The sequence below is a fragment of the Phytobacter cepae genome, assembly GCF_054165735.1.
The window spans coordinates 2,826,391-2,842,496 of the sequence record NZ_CM135107.1; the positions used below are offsets into that span (position 1 = coordinate 2,826,391).

Sequence of the window (16,106 nt, forward strand, 5' to 3'; positions counted from 1 at the left end):
AAAAAGGGCTTGCGCCCTTTTTTTATTGTCCGTTGCCGTTATTGCGACTGCTTGAACGGCGACCACCAGGTGCCTGACGGCTACTGGTGACCTGAGTGTGGCGTTTCACCGCACGGCGAATCTGGTTCGCCTTCATGCGGCGGCGATCTTTTTCAACCGCCACTTTCGACGCGGTTTCCGGCGTCAGTCCAACCAGCTCACGCAGATAGTTGGTTTGTGCCAGATCCAGCTCAGTGTAGCCGCCACGAGGCAGGCCTTTTGGCAGTGGAATATCACCGTAGCGCACGCGAATCAGGCGACTTACCTGCACGCCAACGGCTTCCCACAGACGACGAACCTCACGGTTACGCCCTTCGGTCAGGGTGACGTTATACCACTGGTTAATCCCTTCCCCACCGCTGAACTTGATGGTTTTAAACGCCGCCGGGCCATCTTCGAGCTGAACGCCACGACCCAAATCGCGCAGTTTCGCTTCATCAATCTGACCAAACACGCGCACCGCGTATTCGCGCTCAACTTCACGGCTTGGGTGCATCAGGCGGTTAGCCAGCTCACCGTCGGTGGTGAACAGCAACAGGCCACAGGTGTTCACGTCCAGACGCCCAACGGCAATCCAGCGCGCACCGCGCAGTTTTGGCAGACGATCGAACACGGTCGGGCGACCTTCCGGATCGTTGCGAGTGCAGAGTTCACCTTCCGGTTTGTAGTACGCCAGCACGCGGCAGATCTGCTCAACGGATTCCTTCACGGAAATAAGATGGCCGTCGATACGAATTTTCAGGGCCGGGGTCACTTCAACGCGGTCGCCAAGCGTGGCAATTTTGCCGTCAACACTCACGCGGCCCGCTTCAATAATAGTTTCGATTTCACGGCGGGAGCCGTGGCCAGCTCGCGCCAGCACTTTCTGTAACTTCTCGCTCATAGAGCTTTCCTCGGGTGTCGCCTTCACAGGCGTCGAATAAGGTCATCAGGTCGCGGCAGCGCCTGTGAAATGGCCGCGTAGTATACCGACTCGCAGGATTATAAGAAAGGCTTAACGTCGCCGACGCCTTCACGAATCACCACCGGTGAATCGTCTGTCAGATCCACTACCGTGGTCGGTTGCTGCCCGAGGTAGCCGCCGTGAATAATCAATTCGACAACTTTCTCCAGGCGATCTTTAATTTCGTCCGGGTCGGATTCGGTAAATTCACTGCCAGGCAGCATGAGCGAGGTCGACAACATCGGCTCTCCCAGTGCTTCAAGTAAATCCACCGCAATCGGGTTCGACGGCACGCGCAGACCGATCGTCTTACGTTTATCTTGTAATAACCGACGCGGGACTTCCTTAGTACCTTTGAGAATAAAGGTGTAATTTCCCGGCGTGTTATTTTTGATCAGGCGGAAAGCCACGTTGTCGACAAACGCATAGGTAGACAGTTCGGACAGGTCGCGGCACATCAGGGTGAAATTGTGCCCATCCGGTAACTGGCGGATGCGACAAATACGCTCCATCGCCCCTTTATCTTCAATTTTACATCCCAGCGCATAGCCGGAGTCGGTCGGGTAAACGATGACCCCACCTTTACGAACAATCTCCACCGCCTGGTTAATCAACCGTGGCTGGGGGTTATCCGGATGAATATAAAAAAACTGACTCATACTTCCCTCTCTGTAGCGTGTTGCGGCTGCTCCCATTTAAGCCAGACGCCCTCCACTTCCGCTGGAAGCCAGAGCTTGCGTCCCAGTTCAATCCACGGGCAGGGTTGGTGAAAATCTGACCCTTGTGAACCCAAAAGACCGAACTGTCGGGCGTACTCGCCAAGCTGCTTACGTTCGTTAGGAGCTTGCTGGCATTGGGCGACTTCCATCGCCTCACCGCCGCTTTGGGCAAAATGCGCCAGCAATCTTTTCAACCATTTCGCGGATAAATCATAGCGGCCCGGATGTGCCAGGACCGCCGTCCCGCCAGAATGATGAATAACTTCAATAGCATGTTCTATTGTACACCACTGCGGAGGAACGTAGCCGGTTTTCCCACGTGCCAGATATTTTTTAAAGACATCCGCCACCGAGTTGGCTTTGCCCCTTTCCACCAGAAAGCGAGCGTAGTGGCCGCGAGTTATCGCCGCGCCTTTAGCCAGGCGTTGCGCGCCTTCCCAGGCACCGGGGATGTGCGCTTTTTCCAGGCGCTCAGCGATGAGCTGCGCGCGTAACTGGCGGAGTTCATGCTGCTGTGCAAGAAATTCGCGCAGTACCGGGTGGGTAATATCGACGTTCAGACCCACGATGTGAATTTCGTGATTCTCCCAAACGGTCGAAATCTCAACGCCAGGTATTAAACGCAGGTTCAAACCGGCGCGGGCAATTTCTGCCTGTGCTGCGGGAATGCCGTCCGTGGTGTCATGATCGGTAATGGCCAGGGTGCCAACGCGCATTTCAACGGCGCGGTGTACCAAAGCCTCAGGGCTTAACAGGCCATCCGAAGCGAGCGTGTGGCTGTGCAGGTCGTGAATAATAGCGTAATTCGTGTCGCTCAAAAACGGCTCCAGTACAGGGTGAATCTGAATTTTCACGCTATCATAACGTTACATGATGATTTTCTGAAATCAGGGTTGACATTCCCTTCACGAACCAGTTAACTAGTACGCAAGTTCACTCAACGAGGTATCGCTAATGAATACGCCTTTTCTGCTCAACAACCGCTGGTGGCGCACTCCCTGATCCGGGCTGTGTCTCAGTGCGTATTCAGCACACCGATACCTGGCCCGCCATTTGAGCGGGCTTTTTTATGGAACACAAAAAAATGAGAGCGATGATGCAAACGCACAAACCGACACTCGAATTACTGACCAGCAACGCCCTGTATCGGGAGAACCCGACCGCCTTATTTCATCAACTGTGCGGCGCTCGTCCCGCCACCTTGCTGCTGGAATCGGCTGACATCGACAGTAAAAACGATCTCAAAAGCCTGCTGCTGGTAGATAGTGCGCTGCGCATCACCGCGCTTGGTGACACTGTCACCATCGAGGCAATGAGCGCCAATGGCGCGTCACTGCTGCCTCTGCTGGATGCTGCGCTCCCTGCCGGTGTGGAAAATACCATCAAGCCAACGGGCCGCGAGCTGCGTTTCCCGCCAGTGAGTGCGCTGTTAGACGAAGATGCGCGCCTGTGTTCCCTTTCTGTTTTTGATGCCTTCCGTCTGCTCCAGGGTCTGGTCAATGTGCCGGAAGATGAACGCGAGGCCATGTTCTTTGGCGGTTTGTTTGCCTATGACCTGGTAGCAGGTTTCGAAGATTTACCGGCGCTGAATCATGACAGACGCTGCCCGGACTACTGCTTCTACCTGGCGGAAAGCTTACTGGTTATCGATCATCAGAAACAGCAAACCCGCATTCAGGTCAGCGTCTTCTCAGAGAACCCGGAAGAGAAAGCGCGCCTTGCCCGGCGTGTTGAAACGTTGCGCCAGCAATTGAATGAGCCGCCGGTGCCGTTGCCTGTCGAGAACATTGCCAACATGCGTGTTGCATGTAATCAGAGCGATGAAGAATACGGTGCGGTGGTGCGTCAGATGCAGAAAGCCATTCGTGCAGGTGAGATTTTCCAGGTGGTGCCGTCCCGCCGCTTCACCCTGCCGTGCCCTTCTCCACTGGCAGCATATGAAGTGCTGAAAAAGAGTAACCCCAGCCCGTACATGTTCTTTATGCAGGATGCCGATTTTGCCCTGTTCGGTGCCTCGCCGGAAAGCTCGCTGAAGTACGATGCCGCTTCACGTCAGATTGAGATCTACCCTATTGCCGGTACCCGTCCTCGTGGGCGCCATGCCGACGGCACTCTGGATCGCGACCTGGATAGCCGCATTGAACTGGACATGCGAACCGACCATAAAGAGCTGTCTGAACACCTGATGCTGGTGGATTTAGCCCGTAATGACCTGGCGCGCATCTGCACCCCGGGCAGCCGTTACGTTGCCGACCTGACAAAAGTCGACCGCTACTCCTTCGTCATGCACCTCGTCTCCCGCGTGGTGGGTGAATTACGCCACGACCTGGATGTGCTGCACGCCTATCGCGCCTGTATGAATATGGGCACCCTGAGCGGCGCGCCAAAAGTACGCGCCATGCAGTTAATTGCCGACGCCGAAGGTTCACGTCGTGGGAGCTATGGCGGTGCGGTGGGCTACTTCACCGCCCATGGCGATCTGGATACCTGTATCGTCATTCGTTCCGCCTGGGTTGAGGACGGTATTGCTACCGTCCAGGCCGGTGCCGGTGTGGTACTTGATTCCGTCCCGCAGTCTGAAGCCGATGAAACCCGTAATAAAGCCCGCGCTGTTTTGCGCGCCATTGCTAAAGCGCATCACGCCGAGGAGACATTCTGATGGCCGACATTCTGCTGCTCGATAACATCGATTCCTTTACTTACAACCTCGCCGATCAACTGCGTGCGAGCGGGCACAATGTGGTGATTTACCGCAACCATGTTCCTGCACAAACCTTGATTGACCGCCTGGGCACGATGAAAAACCCGGTCCTGATGCTGTCGCCGGGGCCAGGGGCCCCCTCGGAAGCCGGTTGCATGCCGGAACTACTGACCCGTATGCGTGGCAAACTGCCGATTATTGGTATTTGCCTCGGGCATCAGGCGATTGTTGAAGCGTATGGCGGTTATGTTGGCCAGGCGGGGGAAATTCTGCATGGAAAAGCCTCCAGCATTGAGCACGATAATCAGGCGATGTTTGCCGGGCTGCCCAACCCCTTACCGGTCGCGCGCTACCACTCGCTGGTGGGCAGTAACATTCCGGCTGGACTGACCATTAATGCCCATTTCAACGGCATGGTGATGGCGGTTCGTCACGACGCGGATCGCGTCTGCGGATTCCAGTTCCATCCGGAATCCATTCTGACCGCTCAGGGCGCGCGTCTGTTAGAACAGACGCTGGCATGGGCGTTGCAGAAACTGGAGCAGACCAACACGCTGCAACCGATTCTGGAGAAACTGTATCAGGCGCAGACCCTGAGCCAGCAGGAGAGCCACCAGCTGTTTTCAGCGGTGGTACGCGGAGAGCTCAAGCCGGAGCAGTTAGCGGCGGCGCTGGTCAGCATGAAAGTGCGAGGAGAACACCCGAACGAAATCGCTGGCGCGGCAACGGCTCTGCTGGAAAATGCGGCCCCCTTCCCGCGTCCGGATTACGCGTTTGCCGATATCGTGGGCACCGGTGGCGACGGCAGCAACAGCATCAACATTTCTACGGCCAGTGCATTCGTTGCCGCAGCCTGTGGCCTGAAAGTGGCAAAACACGGTAATCGCAGCGTATCCAGCCGTTCCGGGTCGTCCGATCTGCTGGCGGCGTTTGGTATCAATCTGGACATGAATGCCGACAAGTCGCGTAATGCGCTTGATGAACTGGGTGTCTGCTTCCTGTTTGCCCCGAAGTATCACACCGGATTCCGCCACGCCATGCCGGTGCGCCAGCAGTTGAAGACCCGTACGCTGTTTAATGTGCTTGGCCCGTTGATTAACCCGGCGCATCCCCCTCTGGCCTTGATTGGGGTATACAGCCCTGAACTGGTGCTGCCCATTGCCGAGACGCTGCGGGTACTGGGTTATCAGCGCGCTGCCGTCGTGCACAGCGGAGGAATGGACGAAGTTTCCCTGCATGCGCCAACCGTGGTAGCCGAACTGCGCGAAGGTGAAATTAAAAGCTATCAACTGACCGCCACTGACTTTGGGTTAACACCCTATCATCAGGAGGCGCTGGCCGGTGGCACGCCGGAAGAAAACCGTGACATTCTGACCCGCTTATTACAAGGTAAAGGTGACGCCGCCCATGAGGCCGCCGTCGCGGCAAACGTTGCCATGTTGATGCGTTTACACGGTGAAGAAGATTTGCAGGCCAACGCGCAGAAGGTACTGGATGTACTCCATAGCGGTACCGCGTATGACAAAGTCGCCCAACTTGCGGCAAGAGGATAAAAAATGCAGACCGTTTTAGCGAAAATCGTCGCAGATAAGGCGATTTGGGTAGCCGCCCGTAAGGAGCAACAACCGCTGGCCAGTTTTCAGAACGACGTGGTGCCCACTCAACGCCGTTTTTACGATGCTCTGCAGGGAACTCACACTGCATTTATTCTTGAATGTAAAAAAGCCTCCCCATCAAAAGGCGTGATTCGTGATGATTTTGACCCGGCGAGGATTGCGGAAGTCTATAAGCATCATGCCTCGGCGATCTCCGTTCTGACCGATGAAAAATACTTTCAGGGCAGCTTCGATTTCCTGCCCATCGTGAGCGGTATCGCCCACCAGCCGATTCTGTGTAAGGATTTTATTATTGACCCTTACCAGATTTACCTGGCCCGTTTTTACCAGGCCGATGCCTGTCTGCTGATGCTGTCCGTTCTTGATGACGAACAGTATCGTCAGCTTTCTGCCGTGGCGCATAGCCTGAATATGGGCGTATTGACTGAAGTCAGTAACGAAGAAGAGCTGGAACGCGCCATCGCGCTGAACGCCAGAGTCGTCGGCATTAACAATCGTGATCTGCGCGATTTATCTATCGATTTGAATCGTACACGCCAGTTGGCCCCACGCCTGGGGGCTGGCGTTACCGTGATCAGTGAATCCGGCATAAACACCTACGCGCAGGTGCGTGAACTTAGCCATTTCGCTAACGGGTTTTTAATTGGCTCAGCGATGATGTCGCACGGTGACCTTGATGCTGCCGTGAAGCGCGTGTTACTGGGCGAAAATAAAGTCTGTGGTTTAACTCGCCCGCAGGATGCGCAGGCCGCGCATGACGCCGGGGCTATCTACGGCGGGTTGATTTTTGTGCCCGCCTCGCCACGTGCCGTTGAGGTGGCGCAGGCTAAAACCGTTATCGCCGCCGCCCCGTTACAGTATGTGGGTGTATTCCGCGATAGCCCGGTTGATAACGTCGTCGATATCGTCAAACAACTGAGTCTGGCTGCGGTACAACTGCATGGCAGCGAAGACCAGGATTACATCGATGCGTTACGTCGCCAATTGCCAGACGATGTAAAAATCTGGAAGGCGCTGAGCGTGAAAGAGACATTGCCAGCGCGTGACTTACAGCACGTCGACAAATACGTATTTGATAACGGTCAGGGGGGGACGGGTCAGCGTTTTGACTGGTCGCTACTGGCGGGCCAGGCGTTGGATAACGTTCTGCTGGCTGGCGGTCTTGGCGCCGATAACTGCGTCGACGCGGCCAAAGCCGGATGTTCCGGCCTCGATTTCAATTCAGGCGTAGAGTCTGAACCGGGAAAAAAAGATGCCACTAAGCTGGCCTCGGTATTCCGTACTCTGCGAGCCTATTAAGGAAACAAACGATGACGACTTTATTAAATCCCTATTTTGGTGAGTTTGGCGGTATGTATGTGCCGCAGATCCTGATGCCTGCATTGCGCCAGCTTGAAGAGGCCTTTGTCAGCGCACAAAAAGATCCTGAGTTTCAGGCCCAGTTTACCGACCTGTTGAAAAACTATGCCGGTCGCCCGACCGCTTTAACGAAATGCCAGAACCTCACGGCTGGCACCAAAACGACCCTTTATCTCAAGCGCGAAGATCTGCTGCACGGCGGTGCGCACAAAACCAACCAGGTGTTGGGTCAGGCGTTACTGGCTAAACGCATGGGTAAAACTGAAATTATTGCCGAGACCGGTGCGGGTCAGCACGGTGTGGCATCGGCGCTGGCCAGTGCCCTGCTCGGCCTGAAATGTCGTATTTATATGGGTGCAAAAGACGTTGAGCGCCAGTCACCGAACGTCTTCCGTATGCGCCTGATGGGGGCGGAGGTTATTCCGGTACATAGCGGTTCTTCTACGTTGAAAGATGCCTGTAACGAAGCGCTGCGCGACTGGTCTGGCAGCTACGACACGGCGCATTACATGTTAGGCACCGCCGCTGGTCCGCACCCTTTCCCGACCATCGTGCGTGAATTCCAGCGGATGATCGGCGAAGAGACCAAAGCACAGATCCTCGAAAAAGAGGGGCGTTTGCCGGATGCGGTTATCGCTTGCGTGGGCGGTGGTTCAAACGCTATCGGCATGTTCGCTGACTTTATCGATGAGACTGGCGTTGGCCTGATTGGCGTTGAGCCAGCGGGACACGGCATTGAAACCGGCGAGCATGGTGCCCCACTGAAGCACGGCCGTGTTGGTATCTATTTCGGTATGAAATCACCGATGATGCAGACCGATGAAGGGCAAATTGAAGAGTCCTACTCGCTTTCTGCGGGGCTCGATTTCCCATCAGTGGGTCCGCAACATGCCTATCTGAACAGCATTGGACGGGCGGATTACGTCTCCATTACCGATGACGAAGCCCTGGACGCTTTCAAGGCCTTATGCCGTAGCGAAGGGATTATCCCGGCGCTGGAATCCTCTCATGCCCTGGCCCATGCCCTGAAAATGGCCAAAGAGAATCCGGAGAAAGAGCAGTTACTGGTGGTCAATCTCTCTGGTCGCGGAGACAAAGACATCTTCACGGTACATGACATTCTGAAAGCACGAGGGGAAATCTGATGGAACGCTATGAGCAACTCTTTAAGCAGTTAGATGAACGCAAGGAAGGCGCCTTTGTTCCCTTTGTCACCCTGGGCGATCCGTCACCTGAGCAGTCGCTGAAGATAGTTGATACCCTGATTGCAGCAGGCGCGGATGCGCTGGAACTTGGCATTCCTTTCTCTGACCCGCTGGCTGACGGCCCGACTATCCAGAACGCGGCGCTTCGTGCTTTCGCTTCTGGCGTCACCCCAGGCCAGTGTTTTGAAATGCTGGCGGCGATTCGTCAGAAACACCCAACAATTCCGATTGGGCTATTGATGTACGCCAATTTGGTCTTCAGCCGTGGCGTTGACGAGTTTTACGCGCAGTGCGCCAAAGCCGGCGTCGATTCGGTGCTGATTGCTGACGTGCCGGTGGAGGAATCAGCCCCGTTCCGTCAGGCTGCATTGCGTCATAACGTTGCGCCTATCTTTATCTGCCCCCCTAACGCAGATGATGAGCTTTTACGTCAGATAGCCTCTTACGGTCGCGGCTACACCTATCTGCTCTCACGCGCAGGTGTCACCGGTGCGGAAAATCGTGCGGCGCTGCCTTTGCACCATTTGATTGAAAAATTAACGGAATACCACGCAGCGCCTCCGTTGCAAGGGTTTGGTATTTCTGCGCCGGATCAAGTCACTGCAGCCATCGGCGCGGGTGCTGCGGGTGCAATTTCCGGCTCGGCGATTGTTAAAATTATCGAAAATAATCTTGATAAGCCTGGCGTAATGCTTGAAGAACTGAGCACCTTTGTTCGTGCAATGAAGGCGGCAACGCGTCAGTAATTTCCCGCTGATATCTGCCGTCAGACGCCTTTGTCTGGCGGCAAGTTAGTCTCCACCTCGTTAACCCCTTTTCCCGTCAGGGATACCCCTAACTTGTCATTGCTATCGATTATATTTCGCCCAATAATGCCACGGGAAGTAAGGGTAATGCGTGCCGGAAAGCAGTGACCTGTCTCAGGCATTCATTCAATGAGATATCAACCAGGGTAAGGATGTCCGTATGTTCAGCAAGGCCGCATTAATCAGAGGCTGGTTTACCGTCGCCACGATATTTACCTGTTTCACCCTAGGCATCTTCATCGGCCATCTGTTTTTTGGCGATTCCCGCATTCCGTGGCTTATGGGCGCGTTGGCTGCCATGATCATTAACTGGGGATGTTATCCCGAATTACGCAAACTGGTGTAGCGGTGCGACAACTGGCCGCAGTGCGGCCAGCCTGGGCGACAAGCATTAGAAGCGATAGCCCGCCGAAAACATAAATACCCATGGATCCAGTCTTGTGCTGACGCTTTGCTGGACGCCCCCCGCTTTGAATCTGACGTCGGTATCAATGTCCATATACCAGACCGAGGCATTAATCAGCCAGTCACGATTGATCAAGTAATCCAGCCCTGCCACACCCGCTGCACCCCAGGAATTTTTCAGACTCAGGTCCGACAGCCCTGCGTCTTTGCCGGTGTCGTTAAATTTCTCATTGAAGAACATCGTGTAATTGATCCCTGCGCCGACATACGGGCGGAATTTGCTGCCCGCATCGCCGAAATACCACTGCGCAACAAGAGAAGGAGGAAGATGATGAACGGTGGCAATGGTGCCTGTCGGGCCCGTGCCGACTTTGTGACGAAACGGCGAAGCCGCCAGCAACTCAATGCCCACGTTTTCGGTTGCCATATAGGTCATGGTCAAGCCAAGTTGGGTGTTATTACTGACGTTGAAACCGCCCAGACTGCCTAACACGTTATCCGACCCTTCATTCGGTCTTACCGTCGCCGAACCGGCCCGAATAAAAAACTCTCCTGCGTCATGTGCCAACGCGCCTGTAGAAATACTGCTCAGGATCAATGCTGCCACGGCTACTTTTTTCATATCCACTCCATGTATGTGGTTTTATAGGCGCCGTGAATATAACCACTATTAGGTATAAAGTGATCCAACTAAGATCACATTCCATCCGCGAATTTAACCTTTATTGATCTACATTAATTTTCTCCAATTCCCTACACGGGTGCATTCTTGTAATTACATCAATTTACTGGCGAAATTATATGCAAATTAACCACTGCGATCGTTTTTCATTACCACTGCTTTACAAAGATATGCTTTTCCATACGTGTGCTGATGCTGCCACCGGCGGGTCATCCAGGGTACAATTGCGCTGAATTTAACATTGCAGAACTCAAGGAGAGTGCATGTCTATCACGGCGAAATCCGTTTACCGTGACACGGGGAATTTTTTTCGTAATCAGTTTGTTACTATTTTGCTGATTACACTGTTGTGTGCGTTAGTTACTGTACTTCTGGGTCGCGTATTTATGCCCAGCGATGCGCAACTCGCCATTATGAGCGAAGGTGATAACCTGGCGGGCAGTACGGGGTTGTTTGATCTTGTGCAGAACATGACGCCTGAGCAGCAACAGGTGCTGTTACGGGCCTCTGCCGCCTCAACCTTTTCAGCCCTGATCGGCAATACGTTATTGGTGGGCGGCACACTGGCCTTGATTCAGTTGATTTCAGCAGGACACAGAGTCAGCGCACTACGGGCAATCGGTGCCAGTGCGCCTGTTCTGCCGGCACTGTTCATCCTGTTGATGCTGATGATGTTTATGACGCAATTCGGCATTATGTTGGTTATCGTACCGGGCATTATGGTGGCGATTCTTTTTTCCCTGGCTCCCATCATGGTGGTACAGGACAGAGTGGGTGTGTTCACGGCGATGCGTAATAGTCTGCGCCTGAGCTGGGCCAATATGCGGGTGGTCGCACCGGCAGTCATTGGCTGGCTGCTGGCGAAGATAATATTGATGATGTTCGCACATAACCTGGCGTTTCTGACGCCTGAAGTCGGCGCTATCATCGCCAACACGGTGAGCAACATGATAACTGTAGCACTGCTCATTTATCTGTTCCGCCTGTACATGCTGATTCGTCAGTAACTTTTCCTGCCTGCGCGGTTTTCTCGCAGGCAATAATCCGTAACGGAATCGTAGAATGAAGCAGTTTCTTGATTTTCTCCCGCTGGTTGTCTTTTTCGTCTTTTACAAGCTTTATGATATTTACGCCGCGACCACGGCGCTGATTATTGCAACCGCTGTTGTCCTGATTTACAGCTGGGTGCGTTATCGTAAAGTCGAAAAGATGGCGCTTATCACCTTTGTACTGGTGGCCGTTTTTGGTGGTCTGACGATTTTCTTCCATAACGATGAATTTATTAAATGGAAAGTGACCGTCATTTACGGACTGTTTGCCGGGGCGCTACTGTTCAGCCAGTGGGTGATGAAAAAGCCGTTGATTCAGCGGATGCTGGGCAAAGAGTTGACGTTACCGGAATCGGTATGGTCACGCCTTAACCTGGCCTGGGCCCTGTTTTTCATCGCTTGCGGACTGGCAAATATCTATATTGCCTTCTGGTTACCCCAGAACATCTGGGTCAACTTCAAAGTCTTCGGCCTGACAGCCCTGACGCTGCTTTTTACCGTCCTCAGCGGCGTCTACATCTATCGCCACATCCCGCAGGATGATAAGTCCTGACAGCCAGAAGCCAGGTTCGCCTGGCTTTTTTTCTTCCCGCTGCGTTATCTCGTTGTCGCCTGCAATAAATCCATAGTAGCATCCCGCCAGAAACCCCTGATTCAGTACTGAGATAACAATGACAAATACCCAAGATGCGCCGCAGGGCGAACTGGTTCTGCGCACGCTGGCCATGCCTGCTGACACCAATGCGAATGGCGATATTTTTGGCGGCTGGCTGATGTCGCAGATGGATATGGGCGGCGCGATCCAGGCCAAAGAGATTGCCCATGGCCGCGTGGTGACCGTTCGCGTTGACGGGATGACTTTTCTGCGCCCGGTCGCGGTGGGCGATGTGGTCTGCTGTTACGCCCGTTGTGTGAAACGTGGCAATACGTCGATAACCATTAACGTTGAGGTGTGGATTAAAAAAGTGGCGTCTGAACCTATTGGTCAACGCTACAAGGCTACTGAAGCGTTGTTTATCTATGTTGCCGTGGATAATGAAGGGAAACCGCGACAGCTTCCTCTGCAGGCATAAAAAAAGCCTCCAACTGGATAACACCGTTCACTTAAGATGTTTTGAGCGAACGGGATACTGGGTTTTAGAGATTCGAACGGTCCTCTTTTTGGGCCGTTTTCTCTTTTCTGGCAGGATAAATTGCTTCACATTCTCCCGCATTTTCTTCAGCTTCGTCGGGATCGTCCCGGGTTTACTCAGTGAACACCAGATGAGTTCATCCTGGATCAGCCTCATCGCCATCACGAAGCTTATTCGCAGCGGCGCCACTTTTGCTTCCCGGGCTATCTGACTCATCTCCATCCGTATCAGATTATAGCCTGTCAGCAGGCCCCAGATTTCCTGATATATTCCGCTCACCTTCTGACTGCGCAGCAGAGTCGCTGTACTCAGCTGGAACTGTTTCAGCTCTCCGTAGCCGTTTTCTATACTCCATCGCTCCTGATACACATAACGCAGCGCCTCTGCCGGATACTGCTCCGGCTCTGTCAGAGAGGTAATAAAACCTTTGTAATCACCTGATTCACCCTCACATTCTATTAGCCGGGCCTGCCAGTTTTCAGGCAGCGAGCTGTCCTGTTTTCGCGCATGCGGTGAGACCTGCATCTCCACCAGATGGTCTCCCTCACCGAAGGTTTCAACTATCCGGTATTTTGTATTGCCTTTCAGGGGAACCAGCCAGTGCGCGTCCTGTTGCCTGTGTTGCCAGTTAATCAGTAATTCTGCGGACAAGTAACAGCGGTCAAACAGCGTCAGGCTCTGCACCTGAGGCGATAACTGCTTCGCGTAACTGACTTCACCGGTGTTTGCCGGCCCAAATTTCACATCGTGGATCAACCGACTGCGCAGGGACATCAGCGCGCACAGCCTGACCATCGGGTACTCAGTGTGTCTGTCCGGGCGATGCTTTATGTACTCAAAATGGTCTGCAAGTTCAGGTGTATCGGGTGTGCGGAAAAGCGTGCCATCAACGGCGAACAGGCGTAATCCGTGCCAGAGGTCATCCTTGTCTTCCTGTTGGGTCCAGTGCCCGGCCGTCAGCGTGAAGAGTTCGCGAAGCGGTTCTTCGCTGAGCCGTTGTCGGGCCTGGGCAATGGAACTGGCGGCGAGTGTATCCCCCTCCTGCGAACTCAGGACGAGGTCGAGTTTTGTCACCACATCCGTGATGGAACGGTCGCGGTACAATCCCATGCCCACAATCAGCCAGACCACGAGTTCTGCAGGGAGCTTACGTTTACGGATACTGGCTTTATTCGTGGACTCAAGTACCTGAGAAATCCACTCAAGGGGAATGGCACGCTGGAAACAGGAAAGTGAAGCGGGTTCAGCCCAGGTCTGCGTATCGTCAAGCCAGGTCGAAAGCATTAAAAAGCCCCATCAGAGAATTGATGAGGCTATTGTCGTCTACCCGCCGGATCGTTCAACCGATCATTTTGCTTAACCGATCGGTGTTATCCAACTGGAGGCTTTTTTATTATTCCATGGTAGCGCCGCCCTTCATGTTGAACACAATGTTGACGATAATCCCGTTGCCAGGCTTTCCGGCCTCGTAGCGCCATCTACGCATCGCCGCTTTCACTTCGCGCTCAAACATATTAGCCGGTTGCGCTGACAGGATTTGGACATTATCGATACGTCCGTCAGGCATAACGTCAAATTTCACCCGCACACGCCCTTCAATGCGTAACGCTTGCGCACGCGCTGGGTAAGTCGGTTGTGCACGGCTCAGCGCACGTGGGCCCGCAGGCACTGACGGCGTTGGTTTGCTGGCAACCGTAGGTTGCGTATTGGTCAGTGGGCGAGCCGGAGCATTATTTTCCACCGGAGCAGTACTCCGCGGCTCAACCGGTTTTACTTCGCGCTTTGGCTGCTCGACCTTTTTCTCGGGCTTAGGCTTCGGTTTAGGTTTCGGCTTTGGCTTCGGTTCAGGTTTTTGAATAACCACAGGCGCTTCTTTCGGCGGTTCCGGCACCAGCTCAGGTTCAGGTTCCGGCTCAACCACCGGTTCGGGTTCGGGCGCTGGCTGTACGACCTGAGGCGGCTCAAGTTCAGCCGGTGACACCATGGTGACCGAGATAGGCTGTGCAGGCGCTGGCAATTCAATAACCTGATGTACCGACATATACAGCAGACCTGCAACGGCGGCACCATGAATGCCGACAGACAGTATCGCTGCCCAGGGAACGCGGCGAGGTAAATCAAGGGTCATTGAAGTCATAATCGTTTCAGTTGAAAAAACAAACCATGATTTTAAATGCAAATAGCAATCATATTCAACTAGACATCTCATCTATCATTGATTTCGATCCCTAAGCGGCTAAAAACAGTGCGTTAAAATCCAGTTTGTCGTGAGCGACCTGTGTTTGCATTGCAGCTGGACTATGATTCGCATACCGTAGCTGTTTTCTGATCCAATGGAGCTATCACCGTGCTGTATGTTATTTTTGCTGAAGATATCGCCGACTCCCTCGAGAAACGTTTATCCGTTCGCCCTGCCCATCTTGCTCGTTTGCAGTTGTTGCGTGACGAAGGCCGTTTGCTCACCGCCGGCCCTATGCCCGCGGTTGACAGTAACGATCCGGGCGTTGCAGGATTTACGGGTTCAACCGTCATCGCCGAATTTGAATCGCTGGAAGCCGCAAAGGCGTGGGCAGAGGCTGACCCCTACGTTGCCGCAGGTGTTTACCAGAAGGTAACCGTCAAACCCTTCAAGAAAGTTTTTTAATCGTTCGCCATGAGGACAGGGCCAGTAGATGCTTTAAGTCTGGCCCTTAACGATGCGAGGGAAGTTAATGCGCAACGCTTTTTGAAAAGAGATTGATGGTTATCACCCCGGCAATAATTAAGCCCATGCCGAGCAAGGCCGGAACATCGAGTTTCTGCCCGTGTACCAACCACCCCACCGCACCGATAAGCACAATACCCGCACCTGACCAGATAGCATAAATGATGCCGGTCGGAATAGAACGCATGGGAATAGTTAAACACCAGAACGCGATACAATATCCTGCAATACTGATAACACTTGGCAGTAAACGGGTGAAACTGTCGGAAGATTTCAAGGCGGTGGTCGCAATAACTTCGGCAATAATCGCCACGGCCAAAAAGATTAACGCTTCTTTATTCATGAGATTCCAGTGGGAAAGTGCAGACGTTCTACAGCGATAAAATGGGTATAACCTAAAGCAGCACTGTGATGCTTATATGACTGAACAGGGAAGCGGTGTCGGTATAACAGTGGGCACCCGTACGGTGCCCGGGTCATCAAAACACGTAAAAATCAAAAACTAACGCGTTACGATGCCGATTAAGAATGCACTTTCTTATCGAGTGGATACGCATATTGCGGCGCGACTGCCCTTCCAGCCAGCGAGCCTTGCGGCGGCTGGTCTGCCGAGCCATGCGCCAGCGTCCCACTTCGGTTCTACTACGCTTCATTATGACAACTCTTTTCCAATACTGACGCGCCATTATAGACCCAAGCCGCTGCCTTACCAGCGCTTTTGTGAACCGTTTTTATTTGCCAGATG

General features: G+C 53.6%; 18 protein-coding genes, 1 pseudogene and 1 other annotated feature. Of the genes and pseudogenes, 11 read left to right on the plus strand and 8 right to left on the minus strand.

Annotated elements, in window-relative coordinates; genetic code table 11:
* Positions 1-22: 22 nt before the first annotated feature.
* The 3 genes from rluB to rnm all read right to left on the minus strand — a co-directional run bounded on the left by rluB (position 23) and on the right by rnm (position 2,519).
* Positions 23-922: a 23S rRNA pseudouridine(2605) synthase RluB gene (gene rluB, locus ACUY4Q_RS13120; RefSeq protein ID WP_458043205.1), complete on the minus strand. Its 900-nt coding sequence runs from the start codon at positions 920-922 to the stop codon at positions 23-25.
* A gap of 98 nt (positions 923-1,020) precedes the next feature.
* The gene (locus ACUY4Q_RS13125; RefSeq protein WP_458043206.1) at positions 1,021-1,641 is read right to left on the minus strand and encodes an L-threonylcarbamoyladenylate synthase; all 621 of its coding nucleotides are present in this window, start codon (positions 1,639-1,641) and stop codon (positions 1,021-1,023) included.
* Positions 1,638-2,519: an RNase RNM gene (gene rnm, locus ACUY4Q_RS13130; protein WP_458043207.1), complete on the minus strand. Its 882-nt coding sequence runs from the start codon at positions 2,517-2,519 to the stop codon at positions 1,638-1,640. The genes ACUY4Q_RS13125 and rnm overlap by 4 nt, the downstream gene beginning before the upstream one ends.
* Positions 2,520-2,679: 160 nt before the next feature.
* Positions 2,680-2,772 (plus strand) — a sequence feature (Trp leader region).
* A gap of 25 nt (positions 2,773-2,797) precedes the next feature.
* Here rnm and ACUY4Q_RS13135 point away from each other — a divergent pair.
* From ACUY4Q_RS13135 to ACUY4Q_RS13160, 6 genes are all read left to right on the plus strand, one after another.
* Positions 2,798-4,360, plus strand: coding sequence for an anthranilate synthase component 1 (locus ACUY4Q_RS13135; RefSeq protein ID WP_458047338.1), 1,563 nt, complete (start codon positions 2,798-2,800; stop codon positions 4,358-4,360).
* Positions 4,360-5,955: a bifunctional anthranilate synthase glutamate amidotransferase component TrpG/anthranilate phosphoribosyltransferase TrpD gene (trpD, locus tag ACUY4Q_RS13140; protein ID WP_458043208.1), complete on the plus strand. Its 1,596-nt coding sequence runs from the start codon at positions 4,360-4,362 to the stop codon at positions 5,953-5,955. The genes ACUY4Q_RS13135 and trpD overlap by 1 nt, the downstream gene beginning before the upstream one ends.
* 3 nt (positions 5,956-5,958) lie before the next feature.
* Positions 5,959-7,317 carry a bifunctional indole-3-glycerol-phosphate synthase TrpC/phosphoribosylanthranilate isomerase TrpF gene (trpCF, locus tag ACUY4Q_RS13145; RefSeq protein WP_458043209.1) on the plus strand — a complete coding sequence of 453 codons (1,359 nt, stop codon included), beginning with the start codon at positions 5,959-5,961 and terminating at the stop codon, positions 7,315-7,317.
* Between the two features lie 11 nt (positions 7,318-7,328).
* Positions 7,329-8,522, plus strand: coding sequence for a tryptophan synthase subunit beta (trpB, locus tag ACUY4Q_RS13150; RefSeq protein ID WP_458043210.1), 1,194 nt, complete (start codon positions 7,329-7,331; stop codon positions 8,520-8,522).
* Positions 8,522-9,328 (plus strand): tryptophan synthase subunit alpha, encoded by an 807-nt coding sequence (gene trpA / locus ACUY4Q_RS13155; protein ID WP_458043211.1) that lies wholly within the window; start codon positions 8,522-8,524, stop codon positions 9,326-9,328. The genes trpB and trpA overlap by 1 nt, the downstream gene beginning before the upstream one ends.
* A gap of 220 nt (positions 9,329-9,548) precedes the next feature.
* Positions 9,549-9,734, plus strand: a complete 186-nt coding sequence (locus ACUY4Q_RS13160) for a hypothetical protein (protein WP_458043212.1) — start codon at positions 9,549-9,551, stop codon at positions 9,732-9,734.
* A 45-nt stretch (positions 9,735-9,779) separates the two neighbouring features.
* On the opposite strand, the gene ompW is transcribed toward ACUY4Q_RS13160, so the two are convergent.
* Entirely contained in the window at positions 9,780-10,415 is a 636-nt protein-coding gene (gene ompW / locus ACUY4Q_RS13165) for an outer membrane protein OmpW (protein WP_458043213.1), read from the minus strand.
* 200 nt (positions 10,416-10,615) lie between these two features.
* On the opposite strand from ompW, the pseudogene ACUY4Q_RS13170 reads away from it, so the two are divergent.
* The 4 genes and pseudogenes from ACUY4Q_RS13170 to yciA all read left to right on the plus strand — a co-directional run.
* Positions 10,616-10,708: pseudogene (locus tag ACUY4Q_RS13170) on the plus strand (YkgJ family cysteine cluster protein); the annotation flags it as partial.
* A 30-nt stretch (positions 10,709-10,738) separates the two neighbouring features.
* On the plus strand, positions 10,739-11,482 hold the full coding sequence (locus tag ACUY4Q_RS13175) for a YciC family protein (protein ID WP_458043214.1): 744 nt from the start codon (positions 10,739-10,741) through the stop codon (positions 11,480-11,482).
* 55 nt (positions 11,483-11,537) lie between these two features.
* Positions 11,538-12,077: a septation protein A gene (locus tag ACUY4Q_RS13180; RefSeq protein WP_458043215.1), complete on the plus strand. Its 540-nt coding sequence runs from the start codon at positions 11,538-11,540 to the stop codon at positions 12,075-12,077.
* 118 nt (positions 12,078-12,195) lie between these two features.
* Complete coding sequence (gene yciA, locus ACUY4Q_RS13185) at positions 12,196-12,597, plus strand: acyl-CoA thioester hydrolase YciA (RefSeq protein WP_458043216.1); 402 nt, start codon at positions 12,196-12,198, stop codon at positions 12,595-12,597.
* A 27-nt stretch (positions 12,598-12,624) separates the two neighbouring features.
* On the opposite strand, the gene ACUY4Q_RS13190 is transcribed toward yciA, so the two are convergent.
* Both ACUY4Q_RS13190 and tonB read right to left on the minus strand, forming a co-directional pair.
* The gene (locus ACUY4Q_RS13190) at positions 12,625-13,941 is read right to left on the minus strand and encodes an IS4 family transposase (protein WP_458043217.1); all 1,317 of its coding nucleotides are present in this window, start codon (positions 13,939-13,941) and stop codon (positions 12,625-12,627) included.
* Positions 13,942-14,050: 109 nt separating this feature from the next.
* On the minus strand, positions 14,051-14,785 hold the full coding sequence (tonB, locus tag ACUY4Q_RS13195) for a TonB system transport protein TonB (protein ID WP_458047339.1): 735 nt from the start codon (positions 14,783-14,785) through the stop codon (positions 14,051-14,053).
* 219 nt (positions 14,786-15,004) lie between these two features.
* Here tonB and ACUY4Q_RS13200 point away from each other — a divergent pair, with 219 nt between their 5' ends.
* Positions 15,005-15,301: a YciI family protein gene (locus tag ACUY4Q_RS13200; RefSeq protein WP_458043218.1), complete on the plus strand. Its 297-nt coding sequence runs from the start codon at positions 15,005-15,007 to the stop codon at positions 15,299-15,301.
* Positions 15,302-15,365: 64 nt separating this feature from the next.
* Here the strand turns inward: ACUY4Q_RS13200 and ACUY4Q_RS13205 are convergent, their stop codons facing one another.
* Both ACUY4Q_RS13205 and ACUY4Q_RS13210 read right to left on the minus strand, forming a co-directional pair.
* Positions 15,366-15,704: an SMR family transporter gene (locus ACUY4Q_RS13205; protein ID WP_458043219.1), complete on the minus strand. Its 339-nt coding sequence runs from the start codon at positions 15,702-15,704 to the stop codon at positions 15,366-15,368.
* 136 nt (positions 15,705-15,840) lie between these two features.
* A complete protein-coding gene (locus ACUY4Q_RS13210; protein ID WP_437430500.1) occupies positions 15,841-16,014 on the minus strand; it encodes a YciY family protein in 174 nt (57 codons plus the stop codon).
* Positions 16,015-16,106: the final 92 nt, after the last annotated feature.

Coding starts and splice junctions, on each gene's coding strand:
- ACUY4Q_RS13160 (WP_458043212.1), top strand. CDS start 9,549: ATGTTCAGCAAGGCCGCATTAATCAGAGGCTGGTTTACCGTCGCCACG.
- trpA (WP_458043211.1), top strand. CDS start 8,522: ATGGAACGCTATGAGCAACTCTTTAAGCAGTTAGATGAACGCAAGGAA.
- yciA (WP_458043216.1), top strand. CDS start 12,196: ATGACAAATACCCAAGATGCGCCGCAGGGCGAACTGGTTCTGCGCACG.
- tonB (WP_458047339.1), bottom strand. CDS start 14,785: ATGACCCTTGATTTACCTCGCCGCGTTCCCTGGGCAGCGATACTGTCT.
- ompW (WP_458043213.1), bottom strand. CDS start 10,415: ATGAAAAAAGTAGCCGTGGCAGCATTGATCCTGAGCAGTATTTCTACA.
- trpCF (WP_458043209.1), top strand. CDS start 5,959: ATGCAGACCGTTTTAGCGAAAATCGTCGCAGATAAGGCGATTTGGGTA.
- ACUY4Q_RS13190 (WP_458043217.1), bottom strand. CDS start 13,941: ATGCTTTCGACCTGGCTTGACGATACGCAGACCTGGGCTGAACCCGCT.
- ACUY4Q_RS13175 (WP_458043214.1), top strand. CDS start 10,739: ATGTCTATCACGGCGAAATCCGTTTACCGTGACACGGGGAATTTTTTT.
- ACUY4Q_RS13135 (WP_458047338.1), top strand. CDS start 2,798: ATGCAAACGCACAAACCGACACTCGAATTACTGACCAGCAACGCCCTG.
- ACUY4Q_RS13125 (WP_458043206.1), bottom strand. CDS start 1,641: ATGAGTCAGTTTTTTTATATTCATCCGGATAACCCCCAGCCACGGTTG.
- rluB (WP_458043205.1), bottom strand. CDS start 922: ATGAGCGAGAAGTTACAGAAAGTGCTGGCGCGAGCTGGCCACGGCTCC.
- ACUY4Q_RS13210 (WP_437430500.1), bottom strand. CDS start 16,014: ATGAAGCGTAGTAGAACCGAAGTGGGACGCTGGCGCATGGCTCGGCAG.
- trpD (WP_458043208.1), top strand. CDS start 4,360: ATGGCCGACATTCTGCTGCTCGATAACATCGATTCCTTTACTTACAAC.
- ACUY4Q_RS13205 (WP_458043219.1), bottom strand. CDS start 15,704: ATGAATAAAGAAGCGTTAATCTTTTTGGCCGTGGCGATTATTGCCGAA.
- trpB (WP_458043210.1), top strand. CDS start 7,329: ATGACGACTTTATTAAATCCCTATTTTGGTGAGTTTGGCGGTATGTAT.
- ACUY4Q_RS13180 (WP_458043215.1), top strand. CDS start 11,538: ATGAAGCAGTTTCTTGATTTTCTCCCGCTGGTTGTCTTTTTCGTCTTT.